The organism is Occallatibacter sp. FHG110214_02 (genome assembly GCF_059115385.1).
Window position 1 is genome coordinate 66,859 of record NZ_JBZYWK010000017.1, and the last position, 20,161, is coordinate 87,019.

Here is a 20,161-nt window from a genome sequence, read left to right on the forward strand (position 1 = left end):
CGCGCATTCCGGTATTTCCGGAGCTTGCTTTTGGCTGTACGCTGTTGTGCGGACTGTCCGCTATCGGACATCTGGAAATCATTACGCAACGAGAAGGGAATTGGTTCCATTTTGCAAAGCTTCACCAATCCGTCTGCAAGCCCAAAGCTCCTGAGCCACAGCGCTGCGCGCGCACTTGCGCTTGAGGCAGGGTTTACGGAAGCGGGGCTTGTGGCTTTGCCCCACATGCACGAAGAGCGCGACGCGGATCGCTTTGCAAAGTGGCTTTCCGAGGGGCGCGCCGGGAGTATGCACTATCTTGCCCGGCAGAATGAGGCTGGTGAGCCTGTCCGTTCCCGTGTGACCATTCCTTTTCCATGGGTGCGTTCGGCGATTCTTTGTTCTGCCAGCTATAACAGCGCAGAGCCCCGTTCCATAGATCCCGTGCCGGAAGATGCGGCATGGATTGCCCGCTATGCCTGCACCAGCCAGACAGATACGGAAGGGCAGCTTCGCGGACAGAGACGGCCCAGCGATTACCACAAAGTTTTGTTGAAGCGGCTGCGGGCTATTGAAGCGCGGCTGCACGAAAAGTATGGCGAATTTGAATCCCGTGCTTACGTTGATACGGGGCCGGTTGTCGAACGCTCGCTGGCGGTTGCAGCGGGTCTGGGGTGGCAGGCTAAAAATACCTGCCTTATTCATCCCGACCATGGCTCCTATACATTTTTGGCTGTGCTTCTGACTTCGCTGGATGTGGCTGAGGAGAGTATGCCGGCTGCGCAGCTCCCGGCCCCGGACCGATGCGGTACATGCCGCCGTTGCATTGAAGCCTGTCCGACCAATGCTCTCATTGCGCCATACACAATGGACGCTACGCGTTGCATCGCTTACCTGACGATTGAGCACAAGGGGCCCATTGCCCCTGCACTCATGGAGCAGACAGGGCGGCAGGTTTTTGGCTGCGATATCTGCCAGGATGTGTGTCCATGGAATGCTAAGCAATTGCGCAAAGGCCCCATTGAAGCCGATCCTAGCCTTGCCCCGCGACCTGAGCTTGTGAATCCCACGCTTGACTGGTTGGCATCCCTGGATGAAGCGGCTTTCGAGCGAACTTTCAATGGGTCTCCGGTTCGCCGCACGGGTTTTCCTGGGCTGCGCCGCAACATTGCCGTGGCAATGGGGAATAGCAACCAGCCCCGTTTCATTGAGCAGCTCCGCTTTTGGGCGCAGGAAACAGACGCAGGAGTCCGTAGCGCCGCGGAATGGGCGTTGGCAAAACTCAACAATCATTCGGAGTGTCAACCTGGGAAAAAAAACCTTGCGGAAAACCGCTGAGAGCCCTGCGGCCTCCTGCATGGGAAGGCCGCTTTGCTTTTACGAAGCTCGCAGGACGTTTGCGGCGCTCAGCCCCTTGGGGCCTTGCTGGCACTCAAATTCGACGGGTTCCCCCTCATTCAGTGTCTTGTAGCCTTTTTCCTGGATAGCGGAAAAATGCACAAACACGTCTTCGCCGGTGGAGCGTTGAATAAAGCCATAACCTTTTGCGCCGTTAAACCACTTCACAATACCCTGTTCCTTCATCCTGCTTCTCCTCGTAAACTGATACAGCTCTGCACATCTTTATTGCTCGTCCCACCGGGTGGCCCCGGAGAGAAAAGGCACTGCGTAGGGGAGATACACGCCAACCTTCCGCAATTTTTTGCTTGTAATGGGGTGCTGATTGGCGCGTGTGCTCCATTTATGGCAGCATTTTGAAATAGATGCAAGCGGAAAATTCATCGAGGCAACGTCCAAACGCTTATAGGCGCTATAAACGGCCACTCCGCGCAGTATTCTGAAAGTAGCCCCTGCATTTGAATTACGTATTTTTTGCGAGGATTCTCGTGCTGACCAGCGGCGAGGGATTTCACTAAGAAGAAGGATGATTGAATGGCAGATGTCTCAAATTCCGGTATATCGCCCCAGGCGGAAGTGGAGCCGGAAGTCAGCACTGCAGGCGTGGTTGACGCCATAGACAGTCCGCCTGCTCCTCCGGACGTTGCACCGCAGCTTTCCAAGTGGTATCGCCTGCGTCATAGCGGAGCCGCGCTTATCAACTATCTGCTCGATAGTGAAGTGCATACTTTCGCGTTCTCCGTTGCGGCGAATGCCATCCTATCCTTCGTGCCATTCGTTATCCTGCTTTACACACTTTCGCTTTCGGTCTTTCACTCGCAGGCCATGGCTGGTGTTGTCGCTGATCTAGTGGACAACTATTTCCCCACGCTGGCTTCGGCTCATTTCAAGGGGGACTTGCGTTTATTTGTTCCGCGCCATGTGCAGCTTGTCTCTCTGCTGTTCATTCTCATCTCCTGCACGGGCATCTTTCTTCCGCTGGAAGTTGCGCTCAACCAGGCGTGGGGCGTGGCTAAAAGCCGCAACTACCTCATGAACCAGGTAGTCGCCTTTGGGCTCGCCATCTGGATGGTCATCCTGGGTATGGCCAGCATTGCGCTTGGAACCGCACAGCGAGCTGTGCTTGCCTTCCTTATGTTCCACAAGGTAGACAACTGGTTTTATAACGCAGTCAGTTATGCGTGGCTTGGCGTCTGCAGCGGGGCAGCCTGCATTCTTTTCTTCTTCTCGATTTACTGGCTGCTGCCGAATCGCAAAGTGCCGTGGCGTCCTGTGTTGCGTACGGCTATCGTTACGGGCATCATCTGGCTGGGAGCTAAGTACATCTTTGCTGCCGTACTGCCGCACCTGGACCTGCCGCACGTCTATGGGCCGTTCTTTGTTTCGGTAGGGCTGCTCTTCTGGGCTTACATCTCCGGGCTGATTCTGTTCGCGGGAGCGCAGTTCAGCGTTTCGCGTATTGGCAACGGCAATCAGGAGTAACGGCTACTGTATCCGGAACGACTTTACCGCAATTGCATTTGGGCCGCGCCCTGCCGGGAGCACGGTGAACAGCGACCGCGACGCCGTGCGAATTGCCGCCACGTCTCCTGAGCCTGCATCAACCACGAACAGCAGATGCCCTGTCTCGGAAAATGCCATTGCAGAAGGCCCGTCGCCCACATGTACCTTGTCGATGCGCTTGCCGTCGTCAATCGAATAGATTGTGACGAACTGCGAATTCGCATTGGCCACGTAGAGCAGGGAGTTGTCCCGCGTAACAATTCCATCCTTGGGGGCAGCGCCAATCAGATAGGTGGAGCCGACCTCATCCGTGGTGTTGTAAATCTCGGAGACGGAGTTGGAGAGCGAGTTCAGCACGAAGATTTCGCCGCCATCCGGCTTTAGAGTCAGATGCTCTGGCTCGCGCCCAACATCGAGCAGCGCTTCCATCTTGTCTGTACGCGCAGGCTTGTCGGCTTTTGCTTCCGCAGCCAGCGTGATTGCCATTACCTGATGGCCGCCGCCGCATGCTGCAAAGGCTTTGGAAGAGTCGGGCAGAATTACTATGTCGCTTGCGCCGGGGCAGCCTTCAAAAATCGCCCGTACGCGACGGGACTTCGCATCGATTACGCTGACGGAGTTGCCGCTGTGGTTGGCGACGATGAGAGTTTTGTCATCGGGAGAAACTTTGGCTACGCGGGGCTCTTCTCCTACGCCAATGGTGGCAACTTCACGCCGCGCAGCCAAGTCAACAACGGAGACGGTGTTCGATCCCGCATTTGCGACATAGGCTAGCTTTCCGTCCTCATCCAGATGAATGGAAACCGGCTGCTTATGCACGGGAATCGTTGCTGCGACTGCATTCTTTTCCGCGTCGATTACGGAGACAGAGCTGGAGCCTGAGTTCACGACATATACTTCATTGCGCTTAGGGCTTGCCATTACTGCAACGGGATTTTGTCCCACGGCAATCTCGCGGTCCAGGCGCATGTTCACTACGTCCAGCACGGAGACTGTGCCGCTCACGCTATTGGTTACGTAGGCGTATTCGCGATAGTTTGCAGGATATTGCGGAAAGTCATGCGGCCGGCATCCCGCCAGCCCGAGCGCGGCCAATCCAAAAGCAAAACAGGGGAAGAGTTTCTTAACGGCCATTCGCTCCCGCCGCTGTCGATTTTGCTTTCTTGGTTGCGCGCCACTTTACCGTCAGCCACACCACGTAACCCAGTTGAATAATCCAGGTAACCGCGTAAGCCGCAACCGTAAACTCGTGATTGAGAATCGCTGTCTGGTCCATGTTCCTATTCCTATCTGTTATACGTGGCTCTCAAGCGCATCCAGCGCTTCTGCTTCCGCAATCTTCTGCTGCCGCCGCTCCACTACGTAGCGCAGGCCAAGAATCAGCAGGCCCCATGCCAGCCACGCGAGCACATTCCATCCAAAGGCTGCCAGCATCTTGGGGTCCTTGATGCCGGAATCGGAATCGCCGCCGAAGACCGGAGCGGGATGTTGCGTTCTCCACCAACGGTTCGACATGTAAACAATCGGTACATCGAGCGCGCCAAAGATACCCAGCACCGCGGCCAGTGTTTGCACCTGCGGCCCTGAGGCAAAACGCCGCAGCAGCAGGTAGCTTACGTAAATCAACCACAGCACGGTTGTTGTCGTCAGCCGTGCATCCCACGTCCACCAGATGCCCCATGCACGGCGTCCCCACAGCGGGCCGGTAATCAGCACAACTGTGCAGAAAACTACGCCGACTTCCGCTCCGGCGAGTGCCCACGCATCCGCTGCCTGTGCCCACTCCGGCCTAGTGCGACGCCATGTGAGAAAGCCAACCGAGCCCAGTAGGCTGATGGCGAAAAACAAGAACGCCAGCATTGCCGAAGGCACGTGGTAGTAGAAGATGCGCTGCACCTCGTGCATCGTCTGTTCGTCCGGCGCAACGTAGATGGCCTGATAAAAGCCCCAGATCATCAGCGCAATCACTGCAACAACGTATGTGCCAATCGCAATCTTTTTCATTTGTTCCATCCGCTCCGGTTTGCGTGCCGGGTGAGCTTTCTTTTGCTGCCGGAAGTACCAGTTTACGTCCCTGCTATGTTCCGGGTCTCCATCTCAAGTTGCAGATATTACTCCGCATGCAGCACTACATCAAACAGCAGCAGGCATACTGTTGTAAAAATGATGTCGTAACCAACGAGAAGCTTGATCCACAGTGTAGGGTCGCTCTCGCCTGTAAGAATTGCGGTGACCGAAAGCACCATTGCTAACAGTGCCGGAATAAAGATGGGGAAGAGGATTAACGGCAATAGAAGTTCGCGGTTTCGGCTGCGAATGGAGAGCGCCGCGAAGAACGTGCCGTTTGCCACTAAAGCCCATGTGCCTAACGGGAGCACCAGCGCCAGCAGCCACGCATTGCCTTCCACGCGCAGGTTGTAGAAGACCAGAAAGACTGGCGCTAGTAGTAGCTGGACAATCTCTACGAACAGAAAATTTGCCAGTGCTTTTGCAAGGAATAGTGCTGCGCCCGATGAGGGAGCCATGCGCTGCGCGTCGAGCACTTGATGGCGAATCTCCCGTGCCCATGCCTGATTGAGCGAACTGGACGAGGCGAACAGCGTGGCTACGCATAGCACGCCGCCGGCAATCTCTCGTGCGAACGAGCCACGCGGGTCAAAGGCGAGCGAAAAGACCACTACAACGAGCAGCGCGAAGAAGAGCATCGAGTTGATGGCTTCTTTGGAGCGCCATTCGATGCGCAGGTCTTTTACGAGGTGTGTCCAGACTGCGTTCATTATGCTGCACCGCCTGCTGTGGACTTGGTTAAATCGGCGGTTTCTACAGGTACATCGAGAGCGGCAGCGGCTTTCAGGTAATCGTCTGGCGCTATCAGAATTTGCGTGCCGCGCGCTCCGGCTGAGACGCTGATTTTGTCGAACAGAATTACAGTTTCGTCTACGAAAACGGGGAAGTTCTTCTTTGCTCCGAAGATTGTTACACCGCCGCGGATGTATCCGGTCAGTGGCTGTACTTCTTTGAGCGATACCATTTCGGCTTTGCGCAGGCCTGCTGCACGCGCCAGCTTTTTGAAGTCCAGCTCGGCGTCGCCGGGAATTACTGCGAAGACAAATACGCCCGGGCCGCCTGTGGTCAGCAGGGTTTTGAAAACCTGCTCCGGGGGCATGCCTATCTTCTTTGCTACTGTCGTGGCGGAGAGGTCTTCCGGGTCTACTTCGTACTCGCTTAGCTCGAAGGGGATGCCTAGTGTTTCGAGAAATCGCGCACCGTTGGTCTTCATAGTGTCGGTGCTCCGGGGCCAAAGCTGTCTACGCGGCCTGCTTTCAGTGTCAGTACAAAATCCGCGATTGGGGCGGCGTGCTCGCGCTGGTGCGTGGTCAGCACAATTGTGCGGTTTGTTTGCCGAAAACCTGCGAGTAACTCCACCATTTGCGCTACGGACTCCACGTCCATATTGGAAAAGGGTTCGTCGAGAAGGAGCAATTCTGGTTGCGCCAGCAGGACGCGAGCGAGCGAGGCTCGCTGGCGCATTCCCTGCGAGTATTGCCCGAGGGTACGCTTCAATTGCGGGTCGAGGCCTACTTGCCGCAGTGCGTCCGCGGGGGATAAGCACTGGCGGCCTGTGTAGAGCTGGGCGAAATACTGCAGGTTCTCCTCGCCTGTGAGTTCGTCGTAGAGCATGGGCGCGTGGCTCATGTAGCCGATGCGTTCGCGTACGGCGTGCGGTTCGTTTTCGCCGAATACCTGTATGGTTCCGTGGGTGGGGCGCAGGAGGCCGGCGAGAATTCTGAGCAGGGTGGATTTGCCTGCGCCGTTTTCTCCGACGAGCACGTAGCACTTGCCCGCTTGCAGTTCTGCGCTTACCTGGCGCAGGGCTGCGAAGGAACCGAATAGCTTGGAGACATTGTCGAGCCGTGCGCAGCCCGTTGAACTTGCCGCGCTCTCCATGCTGTTAGTTCGCGGCTCCGGATGTGGGCATGGCGGGAGCGGAAACTGCTGCGCGCGGGGCGGCTGTGGCGGGTGCTGCTCCGGGCTGCGTTGGCGCGTACTTGCTGGCGCACTTGGCTTGCAGCGTGTTCGCATGGAAGACGCCGTCGTGGCCAAAGGTGCCCATTGCAAGGGCCTGAGAGTTATCTTTGAAGGTATCGGGGGGCGGCTCCGAGCCTTTGTACTCCACCTTGAGAAGACGACCGTTTGCAGCCTTCTCGGTGTGGCTCTCAAACTCATTCAGCACGAACGTCACGTGGGTGCCGTTCTGCTCAATGGTGCCGGGCTGCACGAAGCCCTCTACGCGCAGGTTGCTGGAGAAGGCTTTGTTGCCCATTCCGCGCAGTTCTGCAATCGTCACGTAGTAGCTTTTGCTGGCTCCATAGCCGGACCAGGCCAGCCACCCAATCGTACCTACAATTACGGCCACTGCCAGGCCGATTCGCACGCTGCTCGATGAGAGTTTCATAGAAGTCTTCTGTGTATAAAGATACGAGCCGTACCCGCCAGGGTCAACCATTCTGGGGTGATGGGAATCACGCTTGTTTTTCGGGGCTCGTGTAAGGGAAGAAAAGACGCCGTGTGTGATGCGCACAGTGGGGTGGTTTTCCAGGCTGTTTGTTTTGTGATGGTTGTGGGCGGCTGCACAGCGGCTGTGCAGTTTCTTTATGCCGGAACTGTGGAACTGTGCGGAGGGCAGGTTACAGAGGATTGGGCCTGTCATCGACGGCATCGGGTTCTCCTTTCTTTTGAGTTAGCGAGTTAGCAGGTTAGCGGGAAAACAGAACGGCCCGATTCCGGTTGGAATCGGGCCGTTTTCTGCTGCTGATTCTATTGTGGCAGGTTTGGCTTAATTGAGCGCAAATTCAGAGAAGAATTTTGCGCAATGGAATCAAGGAGTTAGAAAATATTTCCTGCCTTGGGGCTTGACAAGGATTTTCCACAGGGCCCAGTTGAGGTCAGGCCGGGCCCTGTTTGTTATTCTGCGCCGTTGAGGGCGGTTGCGGCCTTGTCCAGGGCTTCGGTCAGGACCTTTAGCTGCTCCTCTGTGCGCGGGGCGTCCTTGGCTTCGATTGCTTCATTTACGCCGGGGATTACTACGGCTGCGTAGCCGGTGAATTCGCCGGGGGCGTAGATGGTGTGCTTGTACCAGGGGCGGTTGGGCAGGCCTGCCGGGGAGATGAAGGCGACTTCTGCCGAGCGCAGGGCGTGGTTCAGCTTGCCGGGGTCTGCGGGAGGGGCGGATTGCAGGCTCTTGGCTTTTGCGGCTGCCTGCTTGAAGCGCTCAGCAGCGGCCAGGGCGGGGCCGAACTCTATGCCGCTTAGCTTTGCGTCTGAGGCTTTGCGCTTTGCGGTCTCCACATAGGCGGCAATCTCGCGTGCATAGGCAGGATAGTCGTAGGGCAGCACGTCAGTGTCTGCCATGCGAATGGCTTCGAGGCCAAAGACGCGCGCCATCTCCTGCAGGTAGACGAAGTGCGGGTCGGCGTTCATGGTGAACCATGCGTAGTTATCGAAGACCGAATGATAGACGCCGTATGCGCCGCCTGAGCCTACGTCTGTGGAAGGCACGCCCACGTGTTGCAGGAACGGTGTGAAGTCTGAGCCGGAGCCGAGGTCGCCTACGCGGACTTCTCCCTCTGCGGAGGCGTTGGAGGCGCGATGCTCGTTCTCTTCCGGGCGTGCACGCCGCCAGACTTCGTAGACGGTTCCGCCAGCGGGGGAAGGCACTTCATGCGTTACTTCGCGCACGAACTGCTTGAGTGATGGCACCGCTGACGCTTCAAAGTTTGGTCCTGAGACGGCTACGTCCATATTGAAGTAGGCAACGGCGTTGGCTAGCATCTTTTCATGCTGCTCGACCCACTCGGTTGAGCCGACGAGGCCTTCTTCTTCGGCGTCCCAGCTTGCGAAGATTAGTGTGCGCTTGGGCTTCCAACCCTGCTTGAGTAGGGTGCCTACGCCGTGCACGGCTTCGAGCATGGCGGCGGTGCCGCTGTTGGGGTCTACTGCGCCGTATACCCAGGCGTCGCGGTGATTGCCTGCGACTACGAGGTCATCGGGCAGCTCGGAGCCTTTTACTTTGCCGATTACGTCCCAGATGATGCGGCGCTGATAGTCCTGCACGCTGACCATGTGGACCTTCACCCCGCTGGGGCCGACGTGGTAGCGGAAGGGAAGTGCGCCCTGCCAGTTTTGCGGGACGCTTGGCCCTCTCAACGCGGCCAGAATTGGGGCTGCATCGTGGTAACTGATGGGAATGGAGGGAATCTTTGGCTCGTTGCCTTCCGGCGATTTGCGCGCGGAGTCCGGGAGGTCGAGCGTGGAGGCTACGCCGGGAGTTTCCGCGTCGCCGGGATACATGGAGAGGAACTGCACGGAGCCGCGCTGCACGGCGCTTTCCGGACGCCAGGGGCCGTTGGGGTAAGCGTCGCCACGATAGTAGCCGTCATCCCAGGGGTCGCTGTAGATGAGCACGCCAGCCGCGCCGCGGCGCTGCGCGATCATGACCTTGATGCCGCGGAAGTTTCCGCCATAGCGGCAGATCACGATCTTTCCGTGCAGGTCTACGTGGTCGGCGGCCAGCTTGTCGTAGTCTTCGAGGCGGCCATAGTTTGCGTAGACTACTTCGCCGGTTACGTCGCCTTGCCCTGATGAGCCGTTGAAGGGCATTACGACGCGTGGGTTGTCCTCGAAGGGGTCGCTGCCGGTGTGCTCGCGCTGGGGGCCTGTGACCAGCAGCTTGCCGTCGGGGCCATAGGCTTCGATTTTTACTTCTTTCGGCTGGTTGAGGCGGACGCGGTAGGGGACAATTTCGGTTTCGAGTCCGGCGGCGCGAAACTTCGACGCCACATATTCCGCTGTCTCATGATCTTCTGGCGTAGCAGCGAGGTGAGGCTTGGCGGTGAGGGTCTTCAGCTCTTCTCCGGCGAGTTTGGCGTCTGGCACGGTGAGAAAGCTGGACTCGATTTTGGATTCCTTTGCGAAATCCTTGTAGCCGAACGGCGTGGCCTGCGATGGAGATTGAGCCGGTGCAACGCCTGCAAAAAGCGAGCATGAGAGAAGGACTGCGAGCGGTCTACGCGTCATCGTGAGATCGACCCTTTGTTTTGAGATGGAGGGAAGCAAATGCTTGAGAAACAGTCTAACCTTGCGCGGATGGTTTTTCGGTCAGAAATTGCAATTACAAAAGCAGACCTCAGGGCGTAAAAACGAAAAGGCCGCTGGATGATTCCAGCGGCCTTTGATCTGGGGAAAGGAATTTTTATGCCACCAGCTGGGCGCAGTGCGCGCAGCGTTTTGCGGCCAGAGGAATGTCGCTGAGGCATTCGGGGCAGGGCTTGGTCGTGAGAGCGGCCGCGTCTTCGGGCTTCTTGAGCCTGGCCAGCAGCGTGTTCAGCGGCAGCACGATGCAGAAGTAGACCACTCCGGCAACGATGAGGAACGAGATGATGGCATTGAAGAAGTTGCCAACCTTGATGGCGCCTGAGCCAATGTGAAGGACTACGCCGCTGAAATCGGGCTTACCAATTACTGCCGCAATCAGCGGGTTCAGCACATCGCCCACCAGCGACGTAACGATAGCGTTGAAAGCCGCGCCGATGATGACGGCTACGGCCAGGTCCACAACGTTGCCGCGAAGAATAAAATCCCGGAAACCCTTGAGCATCGTTCCTCCGAACAGTTAAAGCCAGTTTTGTGTAAGGCCGCATTGACCAACTACAGATCTGGGGAAGTTGAAATTTGTCAACGCGAGATGACCGGTTCCGAGAGCGTGCAGGTTCTGTTCTCTGTGGAGTTGGCCATTACTCACCTAAGATGCAAAAAGTTGCTTTGGGGTGGTTCGCGAGCCTATGGATAAACGGCTAAAAATAAAATCATGGCGAGAATCATCAGGTCCGTATAAAGAAGGATCAATACACCGGCGTGATAGAGGTTCCAACGCTTGCGTAGGCAGCGCGCGGTTTCTGCTAATCCCCAGAGACCGATGGCTAAAACCAGCCATTGCCATGGCGAGCCGTGCAGGCGGTTGATATCTGGAAAGCCCGCGAGCAGAAGGCTTGCTACGAAGGCGACCATGGCCAAGCCAATGCCGCGCACGAGGGAGCGCTTCCGGAGACGGAAGATTAGGGGAAGTGCGAACACTCCTACCACTGTAGCTTGGTGAGGCGGTTATTAGAGGACAAGGCTGAAAATTCGCCTTGTCCTTTTTGCAGGCTACTTTGCGGCCAGCTCCATCTCTTTTAGCGATTCCTCGTAGGGTGCGCGGAGTACGCCTTTTTCCGTGATGATTGCTGTTACGTACTTGGCTGGAGTTACGTCGAAGGCGGGGTTGCGGATTCCTACGCCGTGCGGCGTGAGCTGCTTGCCGCCGTGGTGGGTTACTTCAATGGCAGAGCGCTCTTCGATGGGGATTGCGTCGCCGGTGGGCGTTTCCATGTCGATGGTGGACCACGGAGCGGCGCAGTAGAAGGGGATTCCGTGCTCTTTTGCGAGGATGGCTACGTTGTAGGTGCCGATTTTGTTGGCGAAGTCGCCGTTGGCGGCGATGCGGTCCGCGCCTACTACTACGGCCTGGATTTTTCCGGCGCGCATGAGGCTGGCGGCCATGTTGTCGCAGATGACGGTGGTGTCGATGCCGTCTTCCATCAGTTCCCAAGCCGTTAGGCGGGCGCCTTGCAGGAAGGGGCGCGTTTCGTCGGCGTAGACGTGGATTTTTTTGCCTGATTCAACTGCGGAGCGGATTACGCCGAGGGCTGTGCCGTATCCGGCTGTGGCGAGTGCGCCGGCGTTGCAGTGCGTCAGGACGCCGCCTTCGGAGGGAAGAAGCTGGCCGCCGAAAGCGCCCATGGTTTTGCAGGATTCGATGTCTTCTTCGTAGGTTTTATGGGCTTCGGCGAGGAACTTTTCGCGGATTTCGTCCATGGACGCGCCCTTGGCGCGGAGGTCGGCGAAGAGGCGCTTCATGCGGTCGATTGCCCAGAAGAGGTTGACCGCTGTGGGGCGTGTTCCGGCCAGGCGTGCTGTGAGTTTTTCGAACTCGGGGGCAAATTCTTCGGCGGTCTGGGCGGGGGACTTGATTGCTCCCAGCGCTACGCCGTAGGCGGCGGAAACGCCGATTGCCGGGGCTCCGCGCACTACCATTGTTTCAATCACTACGGCCACATCTTCATAGGTGGTGGCCAATACATAACTTTCTTCCAGGGGAAGCTTTGTCTGGTCGATGAAATTTACGCCTTCCGGCGTCCATGCAAGGGTAGGAATCATAACTTTCTCAGTGTAATTGTTCTGGCCCCGGGCGAGGTTTGGAGGGGGCTTTTTAGGGCTGTGCATGTAGTTGTGTAAGCGTTTTCATTTTTTGCTGGACTAGCGTACCCCACACTCCGTAGAGTAATGACCGGAACCTATCCACAAACTCGCGTCCCCGCCGTAAGGAGCACCGTACTTGGAACTCAAATCCGTTGACTGGATCATCATGCTGCTGTACTTCGTTTTCGTCCTGGGCATTGGCTTTGCCCTTAAGCGATACATGAAGACCAGCAAGGACTTCTTTCAGGCAGGGCGGGCTCTTCCGGCCTGGATCTGCGGCCTCGCTTTTATCTCTGCCAATCTTGGCGCGCAAGAAGTTCTCGGCATGGGCGCATCGGGCGCGAAATATGGCCTTGAGACTGCGCACTTTTATGGGCTAGGCGCGATTCCGGCGATGATTTTTGTGGGCATCTTTATGATGCCGTTCTACTACGGCTCGAAGGCGCGGTCGGTGCCGGAGTTTTTGCGGCTCCGGTTTGATGAAAAGACTCGTGCGCTGAATGCCTGTACGTTTGCCGTGATGACTGTGTTCTCGTCAGGCATTTCGATGTATGCGATGGCGCGGCTTATCCAGGCACTGCATGTCTTCGACAAGCTCTTTATTTCGCTTGGGTGGCCTACGGAGGGGATTTTTACCTTCTCCATTATTCTTTCGGCCATTATTGTGCTTTGCTATATCTTCCTTGGCGGGCTCACCTCGGCCATTTATAACGAGGTTCTGCAGTTCTTCCTTATCATTGCGGGCTTTCTGCCGCTGGTTCTGCTGGGGCTCAAGAACATTGGCGGGTGGCAGGGGCTTCGCGCCAGCGTTCCTTACGAGTACATGCACGCGTGGCATGGGCTGACCAATGCGCACAACAATCCGATGGGCGTGGATATTATCGGCATCGGCATGGGGCTTGGGTTTGTGCTGGGCTCGGGGTACTGGTGCACGGACTTCCTTGTTATCCAGACGGCAATGGCTTCGGAAGACATGGACTCGGCCCGCAAGGTGCCGTTGATTGCGGCGCTACCTAAGATGTTCTTTCCGTTCCTGGTGATTCTGCCAGGTCTGCTGGCGATTGGCCTGCCTACGCCGCATACGACGGAAACGGTGAGCCATACGGCTGATGGCGCTATCGTTCACAACATCCAGGTTGTTCCGCAACAAGTTGAGCAGGGCAAGGGGCTTGTTCCAGCCAAGGTTAATCCTGTGACCGGCAAGCCGATGCTTACGGCGAGCGGCCAGCCGCTGCTGGATTACGACATGGCTACGCCGAATATGCTGCTGCACTTCTTTCCGACGGGGCTGCTGGGGCTTGGTCTGACGGCTTTGCTGGCCAGCTTTATGAGCGGCATGGCGGGGAACGTAACTGCTTTCAATACTGTCTTTACGTATGACTTGTACCAGTCATACATCAACAAAGGCGCGACGGATAAGCACTACCTGATGGTTGGACGATGGGCTACCGTGGGGGGAATCCTGTTCTCCATTGGCACGGCTTATGCGGCTATCGCTTTCAACAACATTATGGACACGCTGCAGCTTGTGTTCAGCTTTGTGAATGCGCCGCTGTTTGCGACCTTCCTGCTGGGAATGTTCTGGAAGCGCGCTACGGGCCACGGGGCTTTTGCCGGGCTCATTGCCGGAACCAGCGCGGCGATGCTGCACCACGGTTTGACGCTGCCGATTGAAGCCAATCCCGGCATCCACGGCGGCTGGATTCATGTTGTGCATCACTATCCCAGCGATATGGCGCAGAACTTCTATGGGGCTATCTTTGCTTTCGCTACCAACTTTATCGTCACGGTTCTGGTGAGCCTGGTTACCAAGGCCAAGCCGGAAGTGGAGCTGGTGGGGCTGGTTCACTCGCTTACGCCGAAGCCGGAGACGGGGCATTTGCCCCTGTGGAAGCGGCCCGAAACCATGGCTGTTGGAATCCTTGTGATTCTTGTGGCCCTCAGCATTTTCTTCGCCTAACCAGAAAGGAGAACGTTAATGAATCTCGACCTTCGCATCCCTATGGGACTCATGTTCACGCTGGTTGGCATCATTCTTACCGTTTTTGGAGCTGCCACCAACTCTGACACTGCTTTTTATGCTCGCAGCCTGGGCATTAACGTAAACCTGTGGTGGGGGCTTGTGCTGCTGGTCTTTGGGCAGGTGATGTTCCATATGGGACGTCGCACGCAGGCTCGGCTTGCTAAGTTGCCTCCGCCTCCGCCGTCTGCGGAAGGGACGGTTCGCCGCGGGCATTGAGGGATGGTGTTTGTGTGATGTGTACAGTGGCCCCGGTTTCGGGGCCATTTGTTTTGTGGTGGCGGTGTAACGGCAGGGAGTATCTGACGGGAATTGGATCAGTCTATTTGACTGGGCAAAAAGCAAACTTTTCGCACCAACCGAAACGTGGCTCTCATCCAACCGTCCATATGAGGGAGAGACAAAGGAAGCATGAGCAAGGTTCTGGTTACGGGCGGTTCTGGTTTTATTGGCGCACACACTATCCTTCAGCTTCTGGCTGCCGGGCATGAGGTTCGCACTACGGTTCGGAGTCTCAGCCGTGAGGCTGATGTTCGTGCGATGCTGCAGCAGGCGGGGGCTAATCCTGGCGGGGAACTGAGCTTCTTTGCTGCGGATTTACTTGGCGATGCCGGGTGGGCCGAGGCTGTGGCTGGCTGCGAGTTTGTTCATCATATTGCTTCGCCTTTTCCGTCGAATGTTCCTGAGGATGAGAATGAGCTGATTCGTCCGGCGCGGGAGGGGGCTCTGCGGGTGCTTAAGGCCAGCCGCGATGCTGGGGTTCGGCGCGTGGTGCTTACTTCGTCTTTTGCTGCGATTGGCTACGGGCATGAGAAGAGCCGGACTGCTGTTTTTACGGAAGAGGATTGGAGCAATCCGGATGGGCCGGATATGCAGCCTTATCCGAAGTCAAAGACACTGGCGGAGCGCGCTGCGTGGGAGTTTCTCAAGACTGAGGGCGGCGGGCTGGAGCTGGCCGTTGTGAATCCGGTGGGTGTTTTTGGGCCGGCTCTTGGAGCGGATTTTTCTACTTCGATTTTGATTGTGAAGATGCTGATGGAGCGGGCGCTGCCGGGGCTGCCGCGCATCTCTTTTGGAGCTGTGGATGTGCGTGATGTGGCGGATATGCACCTGCGTGCGATGACGCATCCGAATGCGAACGGGGAACGTTTTCTGGCTGTCTCTGGGGATTTTCTTTCGATGCGGGATATTGCGCTGATTCTGAAGCGGAACCTGGGCGAGAAGGCTGCGAAGGTGCCCACGGGAGAGATGCCTGACTGGTTGTTGCGCTTTGCTTCGCTGGCTGATCGCAGGGTGAAGGGGATTTTGCCGGAGCTGGGCAAGAGTAAAAACGCGACGAGCCTGAAGGCGCAGCGCGTGCTGGGGTGGCAGCCTCGTTCGCGTGAGGAGGCTGTCGTTTCTACGGCGGAGAGCCTTTTGCGGCTTGACCTGTTAAAGAAATAAGCAAGCTTCAGGAAGCGGGATAGCCGCCGGTTACGTAGCCTTCCAGCTCACGGATGGTGTGGTCCTGCTTGGTGATGACCCACTTTACGAGGTCGCCGATGGAGACGACTCCGGCGACTGCGCCGTTGGCTACGACAGGCAGGTGACGGAAGCGGTGCTGGGTCATGATGGACATGCACTCATCGACCGTATGCTCGGGCGTGACGGAGATTACGGGGCTGGTCATCATCTGGCTTACGTGCGTTTCGTGCGAGGTGTGGCCTTGCAGGATGCCGCGGCGGGCGTAGTCGCGCTCGGAGAGAATGCCTACCAGCTCGCTGTTGGAAAGCACCAGCAGAGCGCCTACGTCGTGCTCGGCCATAAGCTTGAGAGCGTCGTAAACGGTGTCGTCGGGCGCTACCGAGAGAGCCTTGCTGATTCGTTTGCCCTTGAGCACCTGGGCAATCGTGTCCTGTATTTTCATCGTCTCCTCCAGAGGGGGATTCCTAGAGGCCAGCGACTATAGCGCAATTGGAAGACGATAGGGAAGGGAAAAGGCAGGGAGTAGTAAGTAGAAAGCAAAAACAACAACCTGGCGATACTTCCATGTTTTCTATTCGCTATTCCCTACTTACTACTCCCTGCCTTTTACTCGGAAGCGCATGGTTCGGTAATCGAAGGTGTAACTGCGTAGCTGGTCTAGTACGTCTACGCCTAGTACGCCGTAGACATCGTCGATGGCGGCGTTGCCGATGGGCTGTGTGATTACTTGCAGGAAATGCGCTGGGACTATGGTTCCGGCTACGGATAGCGGAACGGTTTCTGCTGTGTAGGCTGGCTGGGGCGGGTATCTGTCGCTTCCGGGCACGTGGAAGAGCTCTGGGGTGCCGGTGAAGCTTTTGGTGTGCTCGTTGTAGTAGCGCGAGGTCATGTAGCTCTGCTGGCCGCTTGCGTCTACGGCGAACATGCGCTCGTTGCCGGTTGGGCCGAGGGCTACGATTACGCGGTCGTCGTCGAGGAAGAAGCGTGCGCCGCCGGCATTCTTTGCTTCGGCGTCGAGGTCTTTGCCGGGATGCACGGTGATGGTTGCGTCTTCGGAGATAGTCAGGCTGCCGAGTGCGGAGACAGCGGGGAATCCGAGCACGCCTTGTACTTGAAAGCTGCTGGCGGGGAAGTAGTAGTCCTTGTCCTCGAAGACGAAGGCGGTCATGTTGTGCAGTTCGAGCCGGCCGCCGATTGTGATGCGCGGAATGATGGTGACGTGCACCGTCATGGGCTTGCCGGTGAGGGTGTGGATGGTCGCGCTCTGGTCGGAGATTTTCAGGCCGACCTCGCGCGCTACCGAGCGAGCGATTAAGTTGAAGGGCGCGGTGGGGTCGAGCATCCAGCGGTGCGGGTGTGCGTCTACGAAGACGGGGACGTCGGTTACTCCGAGGGGATTGCGGCTTACCTGCATGGTGAAGGGCACGCTTGGTTCGACGGTCATTGCGGGATTGCTGGCGGCGAGTGGCAGGAGCTTCAGAGGGAGTTCGATTTCATCGCGCTCGTCGGGCGTCAGCTTGCTGCCTAGTTCCTGATAGGCTTTGGAGGCTTTTGCGAGGTCGCCTTGGCGGAGATAGTCTTCGGCGAGCGTTTTGCGGACTAGCTTTTCCTGGTCGATATTGCCGCTGGCTGCGAGCTTGTTGATTAGAGGCTCTAGTAGCTCGATGGAGGCCTGGGTGTTGTTGTTGCGGTTGGCGAGAAGGCCGCGATAGAGCTGCGCCTGTTCGGGGGGGAGCTGGTCGAGCTCGTCGGCGATGCGGAAGTATTCGTGATTGGCGAGCATGGTGCGGAAGCGTGCCGCGATTTCGACGCCGGTGGAGGTGCCGGTATGGACCTGTGTTTGCTGCTGCGCGTGCAGGATAGCAGCCAATGCGAGGCTGGCGAAGGGAATCAGCGAGAGAAAGGGGAGACGCATCCGAACCGGGTTCATTTTCAGTACGCAGGTTACCAGATTTGTATCGCATGTTCTGAGTTCGGGACGTGAGCCGCAGTATTCCACAGCGCGACCTTTACACTAAGTATGGCCACGATGAAGAAAAGGACCATAGAACAGTACGAAATCGTTCGCAAGCTTGGCGCTGGTGGCAGCGGCGTCGTTTATTTGGCAAATGACACACTGCTGCAACGCCCGGTAGTGCTCAAGATTCTGCGCACGGGGCTGTTGACCGCGGAGCAGATGCGCTCGACTGTTTTGCGCGAGGCGCGCATGGCTTCGGCGATTGAGCATCCGAATGTTTGCGCCATCTACGAAGTTGGCGAGAGCGGCGAGGAAGCTTACATCGTGATGCAGTATGTGCCGGGGCAGTCGCTGGACCACATTATTGCCAAGGAGCCTGCGAGTCTGCAGCTTATTTTGTCGGTTGGCATCCAGGTGGCGGATGGTCTGCAGGCTGCGCATGCGATTGGCATCTTTCATCGCGACTTGAAGCCGCAGAATGTGATGCTGACGGATGGCGGGCTTGCGAAGATTCTTGACTTTGGTCTTGCGCGCAGGCTGAGGCCGGAGGATGCGGGGTTTGATCCGGCTAAGCCTTCGCTGGCTAAGGATGCGTCGGTTGCGGCGACCTATACGGCGCGTGGCGGGACGATTCGCTACATGGCTCCGGAGCAGTTTGTTACGGGGCAGTCGAGTGTGCAATCGGATGTGTGGGCGCTGGGCGTGATTTTGTATGAGCTGGCGTCAGGGCGGCATCCGTTTGCGCGTCCGGATGCGGAAGATTTTCAGGCGATTCGCGCGATCCAGTTTTCTGACCCGCCGGATTTGAGCGAGATTGTTCCGGGGATTTCGCCGGAGTTGAAGTCGGTGATTGCGGCGTGTTTGGAGAAGAATCCTGCGGCGCGTTATGCCTCTGCGGCGGAAGTGCGCGAGGCGCTGAAGACTATTATGAAGGCGGAGCAGATTCAGACGGGGAGTATTCCGGGTGAGGCTGCCGCGAATCTTCCGGTTACGGGCATTGAGGCGGAGAAACGCGCTACTGGTTTTCTTTCGATGCTGGCAGAGCGGTTCCGTGAGTCTTCGAGCGACAGGGCGCAGCAGAACTCGCTTGTGGTGCTGCCGTTTACGAATCTTGGAGCGACAGAGGTTGCGCCGCTTTATGGCTATGCGCTTGCGGATGCGATTGCTGCACGGCTTGCTCGTATTCCGGCGCTGATTGTGCGCCCGTCCAGCACGCTGATGACGCTGCCGATTGCGCAGATGGACCCGCTGCAGGTGGGGAAGCGGTTGCTGGTTTCGTTCGTGCTGGCGGGGAGCTTTCTGCGCTCGGAGCAGGGCTTTGATTTGAACTGGCAGTTGCTGGATGTGGCTTCGCAGAGTGTTCGTTCGGGCGGCGCTATCCGTGTGGCTTCACTTGACCTGATTGCCGTGCAGACGGAGATATCGAACGAGGTTTTTGCTTCGCTGCATGGGCTTGGGTCGGCGGATGTGGAAGCATCGCAGGCGCTTTCCTCGAGTGAGGCGTCGTTACCCGGTCTTGTGAGCGAAGAGTATTTGCAGGCGCGGGCGCTGCTTAGCTCGTTTATGGTGCGTACGGGTGCGCGTGCTGATTTGGATCGCGCGCATGCGCTGTTTGCGAGTGTGACTTCGCGTGATCCGGAGTTTGCGCTTGGGTGGAGTGGGTTGGGCATCGCAGAGCTGCAGTATGTGCGTCATGGCTTTGGCGGGCAGATTCATGTGATGCACGCGCGGCGTGCTTTCGATGAGGCGCTCAAGCTTGATCCTTCTGCTGCGGAGCCGAATCTATATCGCATTTATATGCTGCTCTCGCGTGGTGAGAAGGAATCGGCGCGGCATGGTACGGCGAACCTGCTGGCAACGGCTCGCAATGACTGGAACGTGCACATGGTTGCCGGGCTTGCGCTGCGCGGCGATGGCATGTATGACGAGGCGCTTGCGGAGTTTAATCGTGCGCTGAAGTTGAATCCGGCAAATGCGGCGATTCTTTATAACCATCGTGCGCGTGTGTATCACTACCAGAACCAGCTTGAGCTGGCTGGGGATGAGCTGGAGAAAGGGCTTGCGCTGGAGCCGCGGCATCCGCTGCTTCGCACTTCGGATGCGTATCAGCAGATGCGTCTTGGGAATGTGCGGGCGGCGATTGAGCTTCTTGAGGGCGTGATTCGCGATGACGGCCTTATGCGCATTGCCGTGCCGACGCTGGCGATGTGCTATGTGATGGCCGGTGAGCGGTCGCACGCTGCGGCGCTGCTGAAGGATGACACGTTGGCTGCGGCGGAGGCAGATAGCGAGATGGCGTATCGTCTTGCTACTTACTTTGCGGTGGAAGGCGACTCTACCGAAGCGCTGCACTGGCTGCGGCGTGCTATCTACCTGGGTAATGAAAATTATCCGTGGTTTCAGAAGAATCCGGCGTGGAATAACCTGCGCACCAACTCGGATTTCGGGCGCATTCTTGAGGATTTGAAGAAGTCTTTCCGCAAAAACCAGAAGACGTGGAAGCGGCTGCTCGAACAGGTTCCGCCGGATACGGAGTAACGGCT

19 protein-coding genes and 1 pseudogene are annotated in these 20,161 nt (G+C 57.4%); 6 read left to right on the plus strand and 14 right to left on the minus strand.

The annotated features are described in order from the left end of the window. Positions 1-111 precede the first annotated feature (111 nt). Positions 112-1,317, plus strand: a complete 1,206-nt coding sequence (queG, locus tag AC5S3R_RS14705) for a tRNA epoxyqueuosine(34) reductase QueG (protein WP_494267844.1) — start codon at positions 112-114, stop codon at positions 1,315-1,317. Positions 1,318-1,356: 39 nt separating this feature from the next. Here the strand turns inward: queG and AC5S3R_RS14710 are convergent, their stop codons facing one another. Beyond that, entirely contained in the window at positions 1,357-1,563 is a 207-nt protein-coding gene (locus tag AC5S3R_RS14710) for a cold-shock protein (RefSeq protein WP_494267845.1), read from the minus strand. A 348-nt stretch (positions 1,564-1,911) separates the two neighbouring features. Here AC5S3R_RS14710 and AC5S3R_RS14715 point away from each other — a divergent pair, with 348 nt between their 5' ends. Further along, positions 1,912-2,859 carry a YihY/virulence factor BrkB family protein gene (locus AC5S3R_RS14715; RefSeq protein WP_494267846.1) on the plus strand — a complete coding sequence of 316 codons (948 nt, stop codon included), beginning with the start codon at positions 1,912-1,914 and terminating at the stop codon, positions 2,857-2,859. A gap of 3 nt (positions 2,860-2,862) precedes the next feature. Here the strand turns inward: AC5S3R_RS14715 and AC5S3R_RS14720 are convergent, their stop codons facing one another. The 11 genes and pseudogenes from AC5S3R_RS14720 to mtnA all read right to left on the minus strand — a co-directional run bounded on the left by AC5S3R_RS14720 (position 2,863) and on the right by mtnA (position 12,135). Then, positions 2,863-4,014 (minus strand): YVTN family beta-propeller repeat protein, encoded by a 1,152-nt coding sequence (locus AC5S3R_RS14720; protein ID WP_494267848.1) that lies wholly within the window; start codon positions 4,012-4,014, stop codon positions 2,863-2,865. Continuing rightward, positions 4,004-4,156, minus strand: coding sequence for a hypothetical protein (locus AC5S3R_RS14725; protein ID WP_494267849.1), 153 nt, complete (start codon positions 4,154-4,156; stop codon positions 4,004-4,006). The genes AC5S3R_RS14720 and AC5S3R_RS14725 overlap by 11 nt, the downstream gene beginning before the upstream one ends. Positions 4,157-4,173: 17 nt before the next feature. Next, a pseudogene (locus tag AC5S3R_RS14730) lies at positions 4,174-4,896 on the minus strand (cytochrome c biogenesis protein); the annotation flags it as partial. Between the two features lie 95 nt (positions 4,897-4,991). Continuing rightward, complete coding sequence (locus tag AC5S3R_RS14735) at positions 4,992-5,657, minus strand: heme exporter protein CcmB (RefSeq protein ID WP_494267851.1); 666 nt, start codon at positions 5,655-5,657, stop codon at positions 4,992-4,994. Next, positions 5,657-6,160, minus strand: a complete 504-nt coding sequence (ybaK, locus tag AC5S3R_RS14740) for a Cys-tRNA(Pro) deacylase (protein WP_494267852.1) — start codon at positions 6,158-6,160, stop codon at positions 5,657-5,659. The genes AC5S3R_RS14735 and ybaK overlap by 1 nt, the downstream gene beginning before the upstream one ends. Continuing rightward, positions 6,157-6,828 (minus strand): heme ABC exporter ATP-binding protein CcmA, encoded by a 672-nt coding sequence (ccmA, locus tag AC5S3R_RS14745; RefSeq protein WP_494267853.1) that lies wholly within the window; start codon positions 6,826-6,828, stop codon positions 6,157-6,159. The genes ybaK and ccmA overlap by 4 nt, the downstream gene beginning before the upstream one ends. Positions 6,829-6,832: 4 nt before the next feature. Further along, entirely contained in the window at positions 6,833-7,336 is a 504-nt protein-coding gene (locus AC5S3R_RS14750; protein WP_494267854.1) for a cytochrome c maturation protein CcmE, read from the minus strand. Positions 7,337-7,845: 509 nt separating this feature from the next. Further along, positions 7,846-9,957, minus strand: coding sequence for a M28 family metallopeptidase (locus AC5S3R_RS14755; RefSeq protein ID WP_494267855.1), 2,112 nt, complete (start codon positions 9,955-9,957; stop codon positions 7,846-7,848). A 175-nt stretch (positions 9,958-10,132) separates the two neighbouring features. Next, on the minus strand, positions 10,133-10,537 hold the full coding sequence (mscL, locus tag AC5S3R_RS14760; protein ID WP_494267856.1) for a large conductance mechanosensitive channel protein MscL: 405 nt from the start codon (positions 10,535-10,537) through the stop codon (positions 10,133-10,135). A 182-nt stretch (positions 10,538-10,719) separates the two neighbouring features. Beyond that, complete coding sequence (locus AC5S3R_RS14765) at positions 10,720-10,968, minus strand: permease (RefSeq protein WP_494267857.1); 249 nt, start codon at positions 10,966-10,968, stop codon at positions 10,720-10,722. A gap of 117 nt (positions 10,969-11,085) precedes the next feature. Further along, entirely contained in the window at positions 11,086-12,135 is a 1,050-nt protein-coding gene (gene mtnA, locus AC5S3R_RS14770) for an S-methyl-5-thioribose-1-phosphate isomerase (RefSeq protein ID WP_494267858.1), read from the minus strand. Between the two features lie 178 nt (positions 12,136-12,313). Between mtnA and AC5S3R_RS14775 the strand changes: the two genes are divergently transcribed. The 3 genes from AC5S3R_RS14775 (at position 12,314) to AC5S3R_RS14785 (ending at position 15,640) form a co-directional block, all read left to right on the plus strand. Further along, on the plus strand, positions 12,314-14,137 hold the full coding sequence (locus AC5S3R_RS14775; protein WP_494267859.1) for a sodium:solute symporter family protein: 1,824 nt from the start codon (positions 12,314-12,316) through the stop codon (positions 14,135-14,137). An 18-nt stretch (positions 14,138-14,155) separates the two neighbouring features. Beyond that, complete coding sequence (locus AC5S3R_RS14780; protein WP_494267861.1) at positions 14,156-14,416, plus strand: hypothetical protein; 261 nt, start codon at positions 14,156-14,158, stop codon at positions 14,414-14,416. Positions 14,417-14,608: 192 nt separating this feature from the next. After that, positions 14,609-15,640, plus strand: coding sequence for an SDR family oxidoreductase (locus AC5S3R_RS14785; RefSeq protein WP_494267862.1), 1,032 nt, complete (start codon positions 14,609-14,611; stop codon positions 15,638-15,640). 7 nt (positions 15,641-15,647) lie between these two features. On the opposite strand, the gene AC5S3R_RS14790 is transcribed toward AC5S3R_RS14785, so the two are convergent. Together AC5S3R_RS14790 and AC5S3R_RS14795 are read right to left on the minus strand one after the other, a co-directional pair. Continuing rightward, complete coding sequence (locus tag AC5S3R_RS14790; RefSeq protein ID WP_494267863.1) at positions 15,648-16,103, minus strand: CBS domain-containing protein; 456 nt, start codon at positions 16,101-16,103, stop codon at positions 15,648-15,650. Between the two features lie 150 nt (positions 16,104-16,253). Continuing rightward, the gene (locus AC5S3R_RS14795) at positions 16,254-17,576 is read right to left on the minus strand and encodes an aspartyl protease family protein (RefSeq protein WP_494267864.1); all 1,323 of its coding nucleotides are present in this window, start codon (positions 17,574-17,576) and stop codon (positions 16,254-16,256) included. A 114-nt stretch (positions 17,577-17,690) separates the two neighbouring features. On the opposite strand from AC5S3R_RS14795, the gene AC5S3R_RS14800 reads away from it, so the two are divergent. Further along, a complete protein-coding gene (locus AC5S3R_RS14800; RefSeq protein ID WP_494267865.1) occupies positions 17,691-20,156 on the plus strand; it encodes a protein kinase domain-containing protein in 2,466 nt (821 codons plus the stop codon). Positions 20,157-20,161 lie beyond the last annotated feature (5 nt).